General features: G+C 64.1%; 12 protein-coding genes and 2 pseudogenes. 4 read left to right on the top strand and 10 right to left on the bottom strand.

The genetic code is table 11. The features are described from left to right. Positions 1 to 20: 20 nt before the first annotated feature. From K3U93_RS25605 to K3U93_RS05545, 3 genes and pseudogenes are all read right to left on the bottom strand, one after another. Positions 21 to 683 (bottom strand): annotated as a pseudogene (locus tag K3U93_RS25605) (PGRS repeat-containing protein); the annotation flags it as partial. A gap of 1374 nt (positions 684 to 2057) precedes the next feature. After that, positions 2058 to 2213: a hypothetical protein gene (locus K3U93_RS05550; protein ID WP_176220101.1), complete on the bottom strand. Its 156-nt coding sequence runs from the start codon at positions 2211 to 2213 to the stop codon at positions 2058 to 2060. A 498-nt stretch (positions 2214 to 2711) separates the two neighbouring features. Then, positions 2712 to 3818, bottom strand: a complete 1107-nt coding sequence (locus tag K3U93_RS05545) for an AAA family ATPase (RefSeq protein ID WP_139797246.1) — start codon at positions 3816 to 3818, stop codon at positions 2712 to 2714. A gap of 2 nt (positions 3819 to 3820) precedes the next feature. On the opposite strand from K3U93_RS05545, the gene K3U93_RS25180 reads away from it, so the two are divergent. Beyond that, entirely contained in the window at positions 3821 to 3955 is a 135-nt protein-coding gene (locus tag K3U93_RS25180) for a hypothetical protein (protein WP_254893637.1), read from the top strand. An 89-nt stretch (positions 3956 to 4044) separates the two neighbouring features. Here K3U93_RS25180 and K3U93_RS05540 read toward each other — a convergent pair whose 3' ends face one another. From K3U93_RS05540 to K3U93_RS25175, 3 genes and pseudogenes are all read right to left on the bottom strand, one after another. Continuing rightward, positions 4045 to 5328, bottom strand: a complete 1284-nt coding sequence (locus tag K3U93_RS05540) for a hypothetical protein (protein WP_083013036.1) — start codon at positions 5326 to 5328, stop codon at positions 4045 to 4047. Positions 5329 to 5387: 59 nt separating this feature from the next. After that, a pseudogene (locus tag K3U93_RS25600) lies at positions 5388 to 6074 on the bottom strand (PGRS repeat-containing protein); the annotation flags it as partial. A gap of 814 nt (positions 6075 to 6888) precedes the next feature. Next, positions 6889 to 7014 (bottom strand): hypothetical protein, encoded by a 126-nt coding sequence (locus tag K3U93_RS25175; RefSeq protein ID WP_256250277.1) that lies wholly within the window; start codon positions 7012 to 7014, stop codon positions 6889 to 6891. A gap of 1070 nt (positions 7015 to 8084) precedes the next feature. Here K3U93_RS25175 and K3U93_RS05530 point away from each other — a divergent pair. After that, entirely contained in the window at positions 8085 to 8375 is a 291-nt protein-coding gene (locus tag K3U93_RS05530; protein WP_083011474.1) for a helix-turn-helix transcriptional regulator, read from the top strand. After that, a complete protein-coding gene (locus tag K3U93_RS05525; RefSeq protein ID WP_217808439.1) occupies positions 8368 to 9774 on the top strand; it encodes a type II toxin-antitoxin system HipA family toxin in 1407 nt (468 codons plus the stop codon). The genes K3U93_RS05530 and K3U93_RS05525 overlap by 8 nt, the downstream gene beginning before the upstream one ends. A 19-nt stretch (positions 9775 to 9793) precedes the next feature. Here K3U93_RS05525 and K3U93_RS05520 read toward each other — a convergent pair whose 3' ends face one another. Genes K3U93_RS05520 through K3U93_RS05510 form a run of 3 tightly spaced genes read right to left on the bottom strand, consistent with a single transcriptional unit; the run spans position 9794 to position 12690 of the window. Beyond that, a complete protein-coding gene (locus K3U93_RS05520; RefSeq protein ID WP_083011476.1) occupies positions 9794 to 10963 on the bottom strand; it encodes an acyl-CoA dehydrogenase in 1170 nt (389 codons plus the stop codon). Between the two features lie 13 nt (positions 10964 to 10976). Then, on the bottom strand, positions 10977 to 11492 hold the full coding sequence (gene purE / locus K3U93_RS05515; RefSeq protein ID WP_083011477.1) for a 5-(carboxyamino)imidazole ribonucleotide mutase: 516 nt from the start codon (positions 11490 to 11492) through the stop codon (positions 10977 to 10979). Further along, the gene (locus K3U93_RS05510) at positions 11485 to 12690 is read right to left on the bottom strand and encodes a 5-(carboxyamino)imidazole ribonucleotide synthase (protein ID WP_083011478.1); all 1206 of its coding nucleotides are present in this window, start codon (positions 12688 to 12690) and stop codon (positions 11485 to 11487) included. Before K3U93_RS05510 ends, purE begins: the two co-directional genes overlap by 8 nt. A 98-nt stretch (positions 12691 to 12788) precedes the next feature. Between K3U93_RS05510 and K3U93_RS05505 the strand changes: the two genes are divergently transcribed. Continuing rightward, positions 12789 to 13460, top strand: a complete 672-nt coding sequence (locus tag K3U93_RS05505) for a GtrA family protein (RefSeq protein ID WP_083011479.1) — start codon at positions 12789 to 12791, stop codon at positions 13458 to 13460. On the opposite strand, the gene K3U93_RS05500 is transcribed toward K3U93_RS05505, so the two are convergent. Then, positions 13406 to 13933, bottom strand: coding sequence for a PH domain-containing protein (locus tag K3U93_RS05500; protein WP_083011480.1), 528 nt, complete (start codon positions 13931 to 13933; stop codon positions 13406 to 13408). The genes K3U93_RS05505 and K3U93_RS05500 overlap by 55 nt on opposite strands. Positions 13934 to 13942 lie beyond the last annotated feature (9 nt).

Raw genomic sequence — 13942 nt, 5'->3', positions numbered from 1 at the left:
CCATCCCGTACATCGACAAGTCAGGGCTTGATGCCAGCAGTGCCGGATTGACCGAGGATCCCGGCGTAACCGCCGGCACCACCGACACCGCTGCTGTAAAAGCCGTAACCGCCAGCGCCGCCGTTACCGCCGTTACCGGCCAACAGGCCGCCCCAACCGCCAGCGCCACCGTTGTAGCCGTAACCACCGCCAGTGGCGGCAGCGCCGCCTTGGCCCCCGTTACCGACGAGCTGGGCGGCGTGACCGCCGGCACCGCCAGCACCGCCGTAGTAGGCGCCGCTGCCGTTGCCGCCGGCGCCGCCGTTGCCGAACAGCAAACCACCGGCGCCGCCGGCGCCGCCGTTGCCGCCAGAACTATGAGCACCACTGGCGGCGCCTCCGATGCCGCCAACACCTCCATTGCCCATCAGCAAGCCGCCGGCCCCGCCAGCACCGCCGGCCCCGCCAACAGCGCGACTGCCCGCACCCGCGGCGGCGCCCGCGCCACCGGCACCCCCGTTACCGATCAACCCGGCCGAACCGCCGGCATAGCCAGCCATGTGAGTCGCGGTGCCGGCCGCACCAGCCCCGCCATCACCAAACAAGAACCCGCCATCGTGAAGGTTGCCGACGGGCAGCCAACTGCCTAACGGCGAGGTGTTTTGGATCGGCGCCCCGTCGACGCCGTTGCCGATCAGATCCCGCCCAAACACGTCGACGAACGGCGCATTGATCACCCCGTCCACAGATTGGCCGGTGGGGCTGGCAATCCATGCCTCACCAGCCCCATGAATCCCGATATAAAAGCTGTCGAACGCGCCATAGATGAGGTCATTGAGCGCAGCACGCGGGTTTTCGACAGCCGCAGCACTCAGGCCACCGAGACCGACCGCGGCGCTACTGAGATTGATCCCCCCCACGGCGGCCGCACCAGAATTAATGCTCCCAAAAACCGCCGGACTAAGCCCACCGGCACCCAACGCAGCGACACTGGCATTAATGCTGTTGGTAATGCCCTCCAGAGCAGCCGAATGAATGCCGGTGAACGCAGCCGCACCCACACCAACACCGTCAAACGCCGCACCTGCTCCAACGCCGTCGAGGGCGACCGCACCCGCATTAATACCCTCTTGGGCAGCGGTGGTGGCCGCAGAGATCACCGGCTGGATGATCGGGTCAATGATCGCGTCGAGCACCCCGGCGCGCGCGGGAGGCGCGGTTGCTATCGGGCTCATCGCGGCAGTCAGAAAGGCGCCGGCTGCCGTACCCATGCCGATCACACGGCCGTGATGGCGCGCCTTGGCGTGACGGCGATTCCGCCTCATGCTGTGCTGTTTGCGTTTCATCTGCGAGCCTTCCTGTCATAGTCGATAAAACGATGCTTTGAGACACGGACCTGAAAAGAATTGAGCGCTAACGACATTCGCGGACACCCTGGCCACACCGCGGCCGCGTTTGATTCGCTAGCCAACAAGGCGAGCCGCTCTCCACCCCGGCGACCAGGCCCGCCATGGTGGCGGCCGGCGTCGGGACAGTTAAACGGTGGACACGCTCATCTGGCGTAGTTATCGGCCCCGTGACGGGCGGATGGGTGTGAGGCCATCGGATCGGGAGCCGGGGCAGCGGCGCTGGCTAACGCGGCTGCGGCGGTGATGTGCGGGCGGGCTGCGAGCTGCACGACCATCTCCTTTAAGCGTTCTGAATAACGACGAAATGAACGTACCTGGTAGTTATGTTGAGTAGATCGTGCAATAAAATGGGCAATTAACTGCGGCTATATAGATTTCCAGCAAAAAGTCTGTCCGGGGTGCGCGGATAATTTATTTTCATTTCTGAAATGCTTGGCGCCTCCGCCGCCCCACGACCTGGTGGCGCTGCTACCCAGTTGGCAATTAGTGCTGCCGGCCGGCCGCAAAGCGCCTACACCATCGGCTCCTACCTGCGAGGCACCCGCTAACTACCTCACCTGGTCTAAGACCGAATTCAATGAACAACCCTTTCACCAGGCCCGGCCTGCAGCACTGGACCACCTACATCCTGGGCTCCGGTGCCCAACGAGCTCCGCACGCATCCGCCGGTCAGGCCGTGCGCCGCTCGCCGTCTGGCTGGCCGACGAAAAAGAAATCGACGAGAACCCCTTCCTGGGTCTCAAACCCCACAAGATCGCCACCAAGGTTATGGAACGCCTCGCCGACGACGAACTGCGCCTCATGTTCAAAGCCTGCGCCGGTCACACGTCCTTCGCGGCGAAGTAACCACAGCAAACACAATATTTTCGATATATGGCCTGGCAGACGCATATCTCAATCGAATAACAGTTACCAAGGATGCGAGGCACGTGGCTACTGACGGGTACTTTCACACTGAACTATCGCAGCGAGGGCTAGAGTTTGCTTTTTAACGCGTGTAAGGCACGCTTACCAGCAAGTTTTCGATTTCATAAAGGTTGCGAGCAGGCAGTTAGCTGGCGTGATCTGCCGATGCTCATCGAAAGTCCCACGACCTTAAGTACCTACCAGGTACGTCCAGTAGCTCGCCCCCAAGGTGAGACACCATGCGAAGTCTCGTCGGGGAAGATCTAGCCCAGCTGGGAGCCACACCAGGTCGCGGTTGGACTCCAGGCAGTTGCGTCATGCACGCATCCATGCCGGGCTCACCCAGGCCGATGCTGGTCGCCGAGCTGGGTATCGCGGCAGCTCGTTAACCGAAGCGAGGGTGGAAGTAAACCAGATTTAGGGTGTTACGGCTGGGCGCGCTGCGGTGATCGCACGTCCCATATCGTCGGCGGTGACGTGGAGCACGCACGGGTCGGTGCGCACGAATTGCTCGAGATCGCGGGGGCTGGGCGCTAGCCTGCGCAATCGGCGGGTTCGCGCACGCCGACACACCGCGATCACCTCACCGACGTAACGGGCGTTGCCGGCCACATCAAGCAGCGTGCCCGGCCCATACCGGATCGACCGCAACCGGATTGCTTCAGCACCCAGCAGATCCCACGCACCGTCCTCCACTACCAAATGCTCTCTGCCGGCCAGGTGACGCCCAATCGCGACGACTTCCTGCGGGGTATAGCTAGCAAAAGTCACGGTGAACAGAAATCGAGCGGCCAACCCAGCGTGAGCCGCCAAGAAGTCGCGCATCGGACGGGGGTAGCCGGCCAGGATGACCACAAGCCCGTTACGGTATGCCGCCATGCACGCCCGCAGTGTGGTGATCGCCTCCACACCCCAAGCGCGACCGTCGATTTCCGAGTCCAGCCGATAAGCCTCGTCGATCAACAGCACCCCACCGCGCGCGTCCTCGCACACATCCCTCATCCTGGCCGCGCCGCGCCAAAGGTCACCCCCGACGATGTCACCTGCGCTGACCACGGTGACCTGCGGGCGCGTGAGCGTGCCCACCCCGAACAACACCTCACCGATGACCCGGGCGAACGTCCTTTTCGCCGTACCCGGTGCACCCAGCAACACCATATGGTTTTCCCAACACGACCTCACCGCACTACCGTGCTCGACACGACACTGGTCGCCGCTCTGCAACGCGGCCCGCCACACCACGAATTGTTCTTTCGCCTCAGCCAAACCAATCAATTCAGCGATACGCGCCTGCGCCCAATCAAGAACCTCCTGACGCTCGCGGGCCAGCCCAGCGCTTGCGCACGTACCGTGACTGGTGTCGGTGCTTGCCTCCCCCATGCCGGTACCGGCAGCGACCGTCCGGCATCCCGGCTCCTCAAGCACCGCGCATGCCTGCGGGATCAACTGGCCCTCGACACAGGCACCGCCCCATACTTCATAGGCGGCTTCCTCCTCACCCAATTCCCGCCGACAGACAAACATCGGTGACCGCACCCAAAGCTCAGGCCACGTTGCGTGCGGTACTACCCGCTGGCGGTGAGGAATTGGAGCCACAACGCCACGTGGGCGTCGCCGAGCAGATCCGGATCATTGATGTAACCTCCAGCACCTGGTCGTAGCCGGCGGCGCCGATCGGGCCGCCGGCATACCCCACAGCAACAGCGAAAGGACCCAATTGCCATTGCCTGTCACTTGGTCTAGCTGGGACTCACAATGCAGACAGGATGTGCAGCGCCAGCGTTGGGAGCTCGACAGCCAACGTGCCCGCGATGTTCGCCCCCAACGACGAGCCGAGCGATCCCGCGACATTTGCCGCCAACGACGGACCCAGCGACGCCGCGATATTAGTCACCGCCGCCGGATCGAACGCCTTCAACACATCCGCCGACAAACCAGGCAAGCCAGCCATAACGCTGCTGGCCGCCGGCGAAATCGCCTCCGCCGCACCCACGGGGTTACCTATCGCAAATTGGATGGCGCTCAGCAGGTTATCGAAGAACGTCTGCGGAGTGGGAAAACCAGTGGTCACCAGGTTGGCTAAATACCCCAGCGCAAATGGGAGGCTGCCGCCACTCATGATGTTCTGGGCGTTGGGAGCGACCATGTCTTTGGCAAGCCCTTGCGGAGTGAGTAGCGAAAGGGTATTGGCAAGACCGCCGCCGTCGCTGATCAGGCCGCCACCGTACGTGCCGTTACTGAATGGGGTTCCGTTGAGGACCGCGTTTGTCAATGCGCCGGGGACATCAATCGCATTGATGAGCGCACCCAGCGGGTCCCCGGCGGTGAATGAATTGTAAACATTTTGCAGACTCGTGCCGAGTGAGCCGAAGAACTCGTCGGGAAGACTACTAACAAAATAGACACCGACATTAGCTATAGCGTCGTCCGTCAGGTAAGCAGTCGCGTTGGCGAGGTTTTGCGTGATGGGGTTAAGGATCTGCGGAATTGTTTCCAGCGGTTCTCCGACGTATAAGGCCGCGTCGAAAAACAGGGTATTAAAGATGCTAAACGCGCTGGTGATGTTACCCGCCTTGATGTCAGCCAGTGCGGTGCCCAACTGCGGTAGGAAAATACCCAGAGTTGAGGTGTTAGGAGTCCCGAGGAAGTACCCGATACCCTGATTTGCGGCCGTTTGGTAGGGCTTCACATATTCGACTGCGTACTGCAAAAAGTTGGCGGCCATCTGCTGCGGCACCGGGAACGGATGCTGTTGATATTGCGTGGCAAGCGACGAGATGTTGATGCCCGCCGCCTCGAAGACGTCGATCCAGGTCTGGACCGGGTTAGCGACGTAATCGGTCAGCTCCACCGCGCGCTGCTGAATGATGGTCGTGCCGTGCTGGATATCGGATGCGAGGTCGTTGGAGACCGCCGGCGTCAGGGCGATTAAGCTGGCACCTACTGCCGCGGCGCCCGCGGAGACGAGGGGCCGAAGGGCTGCTAGCTGTTGCATGCGCTTAATTCCTTTGCTGTCTATGATCTGAATGGTCATTGGGGCTAACCGTTGGCTCCATGTGCGCCGACCGCGCCGATCTGGCCGAGGAGCCCAGCCGAGCCGGCGAGACCCTTATTGCCGCCTTCGTAGCCGGCGCCGATGGCGTTGCCACCGTTGCCGCCGTTGCCACCGTTGCCGGCCAGCATGCCGCCGAGACCGCCGGCACCACCGTCACCGCCGCCCCCGTAACCGGGAGCGGGTTGGCTGCTACCGCCCACACCGCCGGCGCCGCCGTTGCCGACCAGCCAGGCTCCGCTACCGCCGGCGCCGCCGTTGCCGGCGTAACCGCCACTAGGGCTGCCGCTACCGCCGGCACCGCCGGCGCCACCATTGCCGAACAGGAACCCGCCGGCACCACCCTGGCCACCCTGGCCGCCGAAAAAGCCGGTAGGGCCAGCGACGCCGCCAGCGCCGCCAGCGCCGCCATTACCCATCAGAATGCCGCCAGGACCACCGGCGCCACCATCGGTGATTACGAAGCCTTGAGTGGGGCCGCCCAAGCCACCGACGCCACCGTTGCCGATCAGCCCGGCCGCACCGCCTGCACCGCCGGTGGGATTAGCGGCGGTACCGGCCGCACCGGACCCGCCGTCACCGAACAAGAACCCACCATCTTGGAGGTTGCCGGTGAGGTTGGTACTGCCGAGCAACGAGGTGTTAGGACCGCTGAAGTTGTTGACGCCGTTACCGATCAGGTCGCGCCCCAACAAGGCCAGGAACGGTGCGTTGAGCACCCCGTCCACTTGTTGGCCGGCTGGGCTGGCAATCCACGACTCGCCGGCCCCGTGAATCCCGGTATAGAAGCTGTCGAACGCGCCATAGATGAGGTCATTGAGCGCGGCACGCGGGTTTTCGACAGCTGCGGCACTGAGACTGAGGCCGCCCAGATCGACAGCGGCGGTACTGATATTGATCCCCTCCACGGCGGCCGCACTGGAATTGATGCTCTCGAAAGCGGCCGTGGGCAGCCCGCCGGCACCCAGTGCGGCGACGCTGGCATTGATGCTGTTGGTAATGCCTTCCAGGGCAGCCGAATGAATGCCGGTGAACGCAGCCGCGCTCGCGCCAACACCGTCGAACGCTGCCGCACCCACACCAACGCCGTCGAGGGCGACTGCGCCGGCATTAATGCCTTCTTGGGCAGCTGTGGTGGCCGCGGAGATTACCGGCTGGATGATGGGGTCGATGATCGCGTCGAGCACCCCGGCGCGGGCGGCCGGAGCAGTTGCCATTGGGCTCATCGCGGCAGTAAGGAAAGCGCCCGCCGCGGTGCCCAGGCTGATCGCATGATTGCGACGACGCGTCTTGGCGTTACGACGATTCCGCCTCGTTGTGTGTTGCTTACGTTTCATCTGCGAGCCTTCCTGTCATAGTCGATAAAACGATGCTTTGAGACACGGACCTGAAAAGAATTGAGCGCTAACGACATTCGCGAGGCACCCTGGCCACACCGCGGCCGCGCTTGATTCGCTGACCAACAAGGCGAGTCGCTCTCCACCCCGGCGAACAGATCCGACATGGTGTCGGCGACGTCGGTGAGTTAAACGGTGAAGACGCTCATCGGGCGTAGTTGTGGGCCCCGTGACGGGCGGGTGGGTGCTGGGCCATCGGATCGGGAGCCGGGGCAGCGGCGCTGGCTAACGCGGCTGCGGTGGTGATGTGCGGGCGGGCTGCGAGCTGCACGACCATCTCCTTTAAGCGTTCTGAATAACGACACGCTGAACGTACTTGAAAAATATATTGAGCAGACCGCGCCACAAAACCACCAATAAACTGCAAGTTTTGTGAATTCGTAGCAAAACCCACCCGATATGAATCAAATTACTTTGGTTCCGAAATGCTGGCCGCCGCCATGCCCGATCACTTGGTGGCGCTGCTGGCCCGTTGGCAGCTGGCGATGCACGCCGACCCACAAAGTCCCCCGACACCATCGACTCCTATGTCAGGCGTGCGCGGTACCACCTCACCTGGTGTGCAGCCGGGCTGAATGAACACCCTTCACCCAGACCCGCCCTACAACGCTGGGCCACATATATTCTCGACTCCGGTGCCGAACCCCCCACCGCGCGCATCCGCCAGCAGGCCGTCCGCCGCCTCACCGCGTGGCTGACCGACGAAAGAGAAATCGACCACAACCCCCTCCTCGGCCTCGAACCATCCAAAATCGTGGAACGCCTGACCGACGACGAACTACGCTCATGCGCCGGTTACACACCCTTCGCGGCGAGTTACTGCAGCAAACATAAACGTCGTCAATATATGGCTCGGCAGACGCCTATCTCGATCGAATAACAGTCAACAAGAACGCGAGATGCCTTGCTACCGTCAGGTAGTTTCAGACTGAACTATTGCGGTGGTGACGGGAGTTTGCCATTCGATGCGTGCAAGCGCAGCTACCAGCAATTTCTCGATACCACAAAGGTTGCGAGCATGCAGTTGCTCGGCGTGATCTGCCCATGCTCATCGAAAGTCCCACGACCTCAGGTTCTTTTCAAGTATGTCCAGTAGCCCGCCCCCAGGTGACCTGTGAGTTGCCGCGGGGCCCCGCGAACGTCATCGCCGCAAGCCCGAGAGGGCCGAGCGCCTCCCCAATCCCCCTCACCTGGGGCTCACCACCGCTTGCAAGTCCATGTTGGCCGTGGTGTCGCGGTACCATGATAGCCATGAGCTTGTCGTGGAACCGTGACACGATCCTACCCGGTTGGTGTCGGGTTATTGCGACAGTGAATAGCTAGTCATGGTATTGTGACACCATGCGAAACCTCGTCGGGGAAGATCTCGCGCAGCTGGGAGCGCAGCTGCGTCACGCACGCATCCAGGCCGGACTCACCCAGGCTGAGGTTGGTCGTCGAGCCGGGGTGTCGCGGCAACTCGTTAATCGAATCGAGGCCGGCTATAACGGTGAGATCGCAGCCTACATAGCCGTAGCAAATGCGCTCGACCATCGGTTGCGTTTACTCGAAGAAGTACCACTCAACGATGGCGAACAAGCCGCGCTTGACCTGATCGCCCGGCTAAGAGCCTTTGGCGCTCGCGGTGATTGACGACCTAGTCGTTGTCCTAAACGAACGCGTCGCCGGCGCAATAGTGCACGAATCTGGCAAGCCGCGTTTCGCATATGTCGACGCATATGCCAGCTCCGGCCTGACGCCGTTGTCATTGTCGATGCCACTCCGCGAAGGCCAGACCTATCGCCCCAAGGTAGTTGGACCCTGGTTGGCGGGCCTCCTGCCCGACAACGAGCGAGTTCGTGAGTTGTGGGCGAAGGAGTACAGGGTTTCCTCTAGCAACCCGTCTGCACTGCTGCGTCACGTCGGCCGCGACTGCGCGGGCGCGGTGCAAATCGCTCCCCTGGGTGAGGTCGATGACATTTTGGCGCGGACAGGAAGCACTGAGGCGCTCAGCGAGCTCGAGATAGGCAGCCGCCTGCGTGAGCTTCACACTGAACCGGGCCGATGGATTCACGCTGATGAACGGTGGAGCCTTGCCGGAGCGCAAGCGAAGTTCACAGCTGTTCGCACCGACGCTGGGTGGGCGCGTGCGAACGGCAACGCCGCAACTACTCACATCATCAAGCCGGGAATAACCGGCTTCCGTGGGCAAGCACTGAATGAACACTTGTGCCTAAGCGCGCTCGCGCAGGTCGACGTCCCAACAGCACTTACTGAGTACCACGAATTCGATGGTGTCCCAGCCATTGTCGTCACACGCTACGACCGCGTGTTCAAAAACAACAAGGTAATACGCGTTCATCAGGAGGACATGTGCCAAGCCCTTGGAGTATGGCCCGATAACAAATATGCGGATCATGGCGGGCCGGCCGCCGTTGACATAGCACGCCTGCTGGCCGAAAGCGCGACTCAGGACGATGTCGATCGCTTCGCCAACGCTGTTGTTGCTCAGTATCTTCTCGGAGCGCCTGACGGGCACGCCAAGAATTATTCGGTGGTTCTTGCGGGGAACGCGGTGACACTGGCTCCGATCTACGACGTGGCAAGCATCTTCCCCTATCCGTCGGGCCGTGACGCGAACGAAAAGCCACCGCGCGTCGCGATGCCAATTAACGGGCGTAGTCGGTTCGGTGGCGTGAGCATCCGCGATATAGCCAAATTCGCGACCGCGGTGGGTACCGACCCAGACAAACTCGTCGAACGAACGCGTTTCATGGCAACAGCGCTGCCGGACGCGATTGCCGCAGTGGCCGCGCGGCTTCCCGCGGATGCTTTAGGCGACCTTGCTGATCTCATTCGTCGCGGCATCGCCGCACAGTCCTCGAAGCTCGACCCCGGAAGTAGCTTGCAAACCTCGGTCGCGCCTCCGGTGGAAGAGAACCCCGATAAGTCGATGCCACTGCGAAGTTCTGCAGGCAGGGCGGAGATCAGGGTTGTTTCGCACACTCGGGGCGGTCGGGTAGTACGTGGCCACAGCCGCCCACGCCCCTGAATGAGAGACACGGCTCTAGTCAGCGCAGCAGCGCCCGCGACATCACCACGCGCTGAATCTGATTGGTGCCCTCGTAGATCTGGGTGATCTTGGCGTCGCGCATCATCCGCTCGACCGGGAAGTCGGTGGTGTAGCCGTAACCGCCGAAGAGCTGCACCGCGTCGGTGGTCACCTCCATCGCGACGTCGGAGGCCAAGCACTTCGACGCCGCGGAGATGAAGCCCAGATCGGGTTCGCCGCGCTCGGCGCGGGCCGCGGCGGTGTAGACCATCAGCCGCGCGGCTTCGACCTTCATCGCCATGTCGGCGAGCATGAACTGCACGCCCTGGTTGTCGCTGACCGGACGGCCGAACTGCTTGCGCTCCTTGGTGTAGGCGATGGCGGCATCCACGGCACCCTGGGCGATGCCGACGGCCTGGGCGCCGATGGTGGGACGGGTGTGGTCCAGCGTCGCGAGCGCGGTCTTGAAGCCGGTGCCCGGCTCCCCGATGATCCGATCGCGGGGGATGCGGCAGTTCTCGAAGTACAGCTCGGTGGTCGGTGAGCCCTTGATGCCGAGTTTCTTTTCCTTGGGGCCGACGGTGAATCCCTCGTCGTCGCGGTGCACCATGAACGACGAGATGCCGTTGGCGCCCTTGTCCGGGTCGGTGACCGCCATGACCGTGTACCAACTCGACTTGCCCCCGTTGGTGATCCAGCATTTGGCGCCGTTGAGAATCCAGTCGTCGCCGTCGGCCTTGGCCCGGGTCCGCATCGACGCCGCGTCGCTGCCGGCCTCGCGCTCGGAAAGCGCGTAGGACGCCATCGCGGTGCCGTCGGCGATCGACGGCAGCACCTGTTTCTTCAGCTCGTCGGAGCCGCGCAGGATCAGGCCCATGGTGCCCAGCTTGTTCACCGCGGGGATCAGCGACGCGGAAGCGTCGACGCGGGCGACCTCCTCGATCACGATGCACGCCGCCACCGAATCCGCGCCCTGCCCGCCGTACTCCTCGGGCACGTGCACGGCGTTGAAGCCGGAGGCGTTCAGCGCGTCCAGCGCCTCCTGCGGAAATCGCGAATTCTCGTCCACGTCGGCCGCGTAGGGCGCGATCTCCTTCTCCGCCAGCGCGCGGATCGCCGCCCGCAACTCCTGGTGCTCCTCGGGCAACTGGAACAGATCAAAGGTGGGGTTTCCGGCCCAACCAGCCATGTCGGCCTCCTTGCTACTCGCCGGTAACTTTACCCTGACGCTCCTGCAGGGCCGCATCCTTGGCCCGCACGCTCTCGGCCAGCTGGTCCTGGAACGCGGCGACCCGGGCCCGCAGCGCTGGGTCGGACGACCCGAGGATGCGCACCGCGAGCAGGCCGGCGTTGCGGGCGCCGCCGATGGAGACCGTGGCCACCGGGACGCCGGCCGGCATCTGCACGATCGACAGCAGCGAGTCCAGGCCGTCCAGCCGGGCCAGCGGCACCGGCACGCCGATCACCGGCAGCGGCGTCGCGGAGGCGACCATGCCGGGCAGGTGGGCCGCACCCCCGGCGCCGGCGATGATCACCTCGAGGCCGCGGTCGGCCGCGCCGCGGGCGTAGTCGAACATCACCTGCGGCGTGCGGTGCGCCGAGACCACCCGGACCTCGGCCGGGATGTCGAATTCGGCCAGCGCCGCGGCGGCGTCGGCCATCACCGACCAGTCGCTGTCGCTGCCCATGATCACCGCGACCCGGGGGTCTTTACCCATGTGGATCCCATCCGTCCGTCCACTGCCCGTGCGACAACCAGTGTGCCGCCAGCTCGGCGCGTTCACGCAGCCTGGCGAGCTCTGTCAGGTCGGCGCCAAGGAAGTTGATGTGCCCGATTTTGCGGCCGGGACGCTCCGCCTTGCCGTAGAGGTGGACCCGGGCGTCGGGCATCCGGGCGAACAAGTGGTGCAGCCGCTCATCCATCGTCATCGCCGGCCGCCTCGCCGCACCGAGCACGTTGGCCATCACCGTCACCGGCGCGATGGCGGCGGTATCGCCGAGCGGATAGTCCAGCACCGCCCGCAGGTGCTGCTCAAACTGGCTGGTGCGGGCGCCGTCCATGGTCCAGTGCCCGGAGTTGTGCGGCCGCATCGCGAGCTCGTTGACCAATAAGTCACCGTCGGCGGTCTCGAACAGCTCGACCGCGAGCACCCCGACCACACCAAGCTCGGCGGCCAACCGCAACGCCAGCCGCTGGGCGGCGGCGGCCACGTCGTCGTCCAGATCCGGCGCGGGCGCGATCACCTGCACGCAGATCCCGTCGCGCTGCACCGTTTCCACGACCGGCCACGCCGCCCCCTGCCCGAACGGCGAACGCGCCACCAGCGCCGACAGTTCGCGGCGCAGGTTCACCTGCTCCTCGGCCATCACCGGCACCCCGTCGGCCAGGAAGGCGGCCGTGATTTCGCGGGCGTGCGAAGGGTCGCGAGCCATCCGCACCCCGCGCCCGTCGTAGCCTCCGCGAACCGCTTTCACGACCACGGGGCCGGCCATGCGCCGCGCGAAGGCATCGAGTTCGTCGACGCTGCGAATCTCGGCGTAGCGCGGCACCGCGGCGCCCAGCGCCTCCAGCCGTCGCCGCATCACCAGCTTGTCCTGGGCGTGCACCAACGCTTGCGGCGGCGGCACCACGTTGACGCCCTCGGCGACCAGCTTCTCCAGCAGCTCCGCCGGGACGTGCTCGTGGTCGAACGTCAACGCGTCGGCCCCGGCCGCGACCCGGCGCAGGTCCTCGAGATCGGTGTGCGAACCGATCATCACGTCCGGGGTGACCTGCGCGGCCGGGTCGTCGGCGGAGGCGGCCAGCACCCGCAGCGTCTGCCCCAGCGCGATCGCGGCCTGGTGCGTCATCCGGGCCAGCTGACCACCGCCGACCATGGCGACAACCGGGGCGCGGGCACTCGACACGGCCCTCATGGTTTCACGGCACCCGACGGGCTGTTGAACGGCGGTGACACCGGCTCGGCATATACCATTTTGCGTCGTTTTTGCGTCCGTCCGTACACTGACGACTTGTGTCCTTCGCCGATGCCACAATTGCGCGCTTACCCGCGGCCATTCAGCCCTATGCGCAACGCCACCACGAGCTGATCAAATTCGCCATCGTCGGCGGCACCACATTCATCATCGACTCGGCAATTTTCTACACCCTCAAGCTGACAATTCTCGAACCCAAGCCGGTCACCGCCAAGGTGATCGCGGGCATCGTCGCGGTCATCGCGTCCTACGTGTTGAACCGGGAGTGGAGCTTCCGCGACCGGGGCGGCCGCGAACGCCACCACGAGGCGCTGCTGTTTTTCGCGTTCAGCGGCGTCGGGGTGGTGCTGTCCATGGCGCCGCTGTGGATCTCCAGCTACGTGCTGCAGCTGCGGGAGCCGATGGTGTCGCTGACCGTGGAAAACGTCGCCGACTTTATTTCGGCCTACATCATCGGCAACCTGCTGCAGATGGCGTTCCGTTTCTGGGCATTCCGGCGCTGGGTGTTTCCCGACGAGTTCGCCCGCAATCCCGACAAGGCGCTGGAGTCCGCCCTTACCGCGGGCGGCATCGCCGAAATCCTCGAGGACGAGATCGAGGGCGGCAACGTCACGCTGTTGCAGGCCTGGCGCAACCGGCGGGCCAACCGGTTGGCTCAGCTGGGCGACGCGTCGGGCCCAGCGGAACCCAGGGTGTCGAAAACCTCGTGATACAGCAGCGCGTGCACGTCGCGCAGCCGCGGAATGTCGTAGAACTCCAACGGGTCTTGTGACGCCGACTCGATAATCAGCGTCCCGCTGCGAAACATCCGCTCCCACAGCCGATCCCGGAATTCGACGCTGTTGATCCGCGCCAGCGGAATGTCGATCCCGCTGCGGGTCAGCACCCCGTGCCGAAACATCACCCGCCGGTTGGTGACGACGAAATGTGTGGTCAGCCAGCCCAGGAAGGGCCACAGCGTCAGCCACCCGACGATCACCAGCCAGATCCCCCAGATGACGCCGTAAATGACGTTCTTGGCGACCTGCTCCCAGTGCGTCGAGTTGAGGTAGCCGGACCCGAACGCCGCCAGCCCGGTCGCCGCGATGAGCACCACGACGGGCCAGATCAGCCGCTTCCAGTGCGGGTGGCGGTGCACGACCACCTGCTCGCCGGCGGCCAGAGCGTTGTCCGGATAACCCACCTGGCGAAG

It is taken from the genome of Mycobacterium malmoense (genome assembly GCF_019645855.1).
In the GTDB taxonomy this organism is placed as follows: domain Bacteria; phylum Actinomycetota; class Actinomycetes; order Mycobacteriales; family Mycobacteriaceae; genus Mycobacterium; species Mycobacterium malmoense.
Note: the sequence above shows the minus strand (reverse complement) of the source record. Positions and strands in the feature narration are given on the sequence as shown.

Bases quoted from the DNA above. Each gene is read 5' to 3' on its own strand.
- K3U93_RS05545 (WP_139797246.1), bottom strand. From the start codon at position 3,818: ATGTTTGTCTGTCGGCGGGAATTGGGTGAGGAGGAAGCCGCCTATGAA.
- K3U93_RS05530 (WP_083011474.1), top strand. From the start codon at position 8,085: ATGCGAAACCTCGTCGGGGAAGATCTCGCGCAGCTGGGAGCGCAGCTG.
- K3U93_RS05540 (WP_083013036.1), bottom strand. From the start codon at position 5,328: ATGACCATTCAGATCATAGACAGCAAAGGAATTAAGCGCATGCAACAG.
- purE (WP_083011477.1), bottom strand. From the start codon at position 11,492: ATGGGTAAAGACCCCCGGGTCGCGGTGATCATGGGCAGCGACAGCGAC.
- K3U93_RS05520 (WP_083011476.1), bottom strand. From the start codon at position 10,963: ATGGCTGGTTGGGCCGGAAACCCCACCTTTGATCTGTTCCAGTTGCCC.
- K3U93_RS05510 (WP_083011478.1), bottom strand. From the start codon at position 12,690: ATGAGGGCCGTGTCGAGTGCCCGCGCCCCGGTTGTCGCCATGGTCGGC.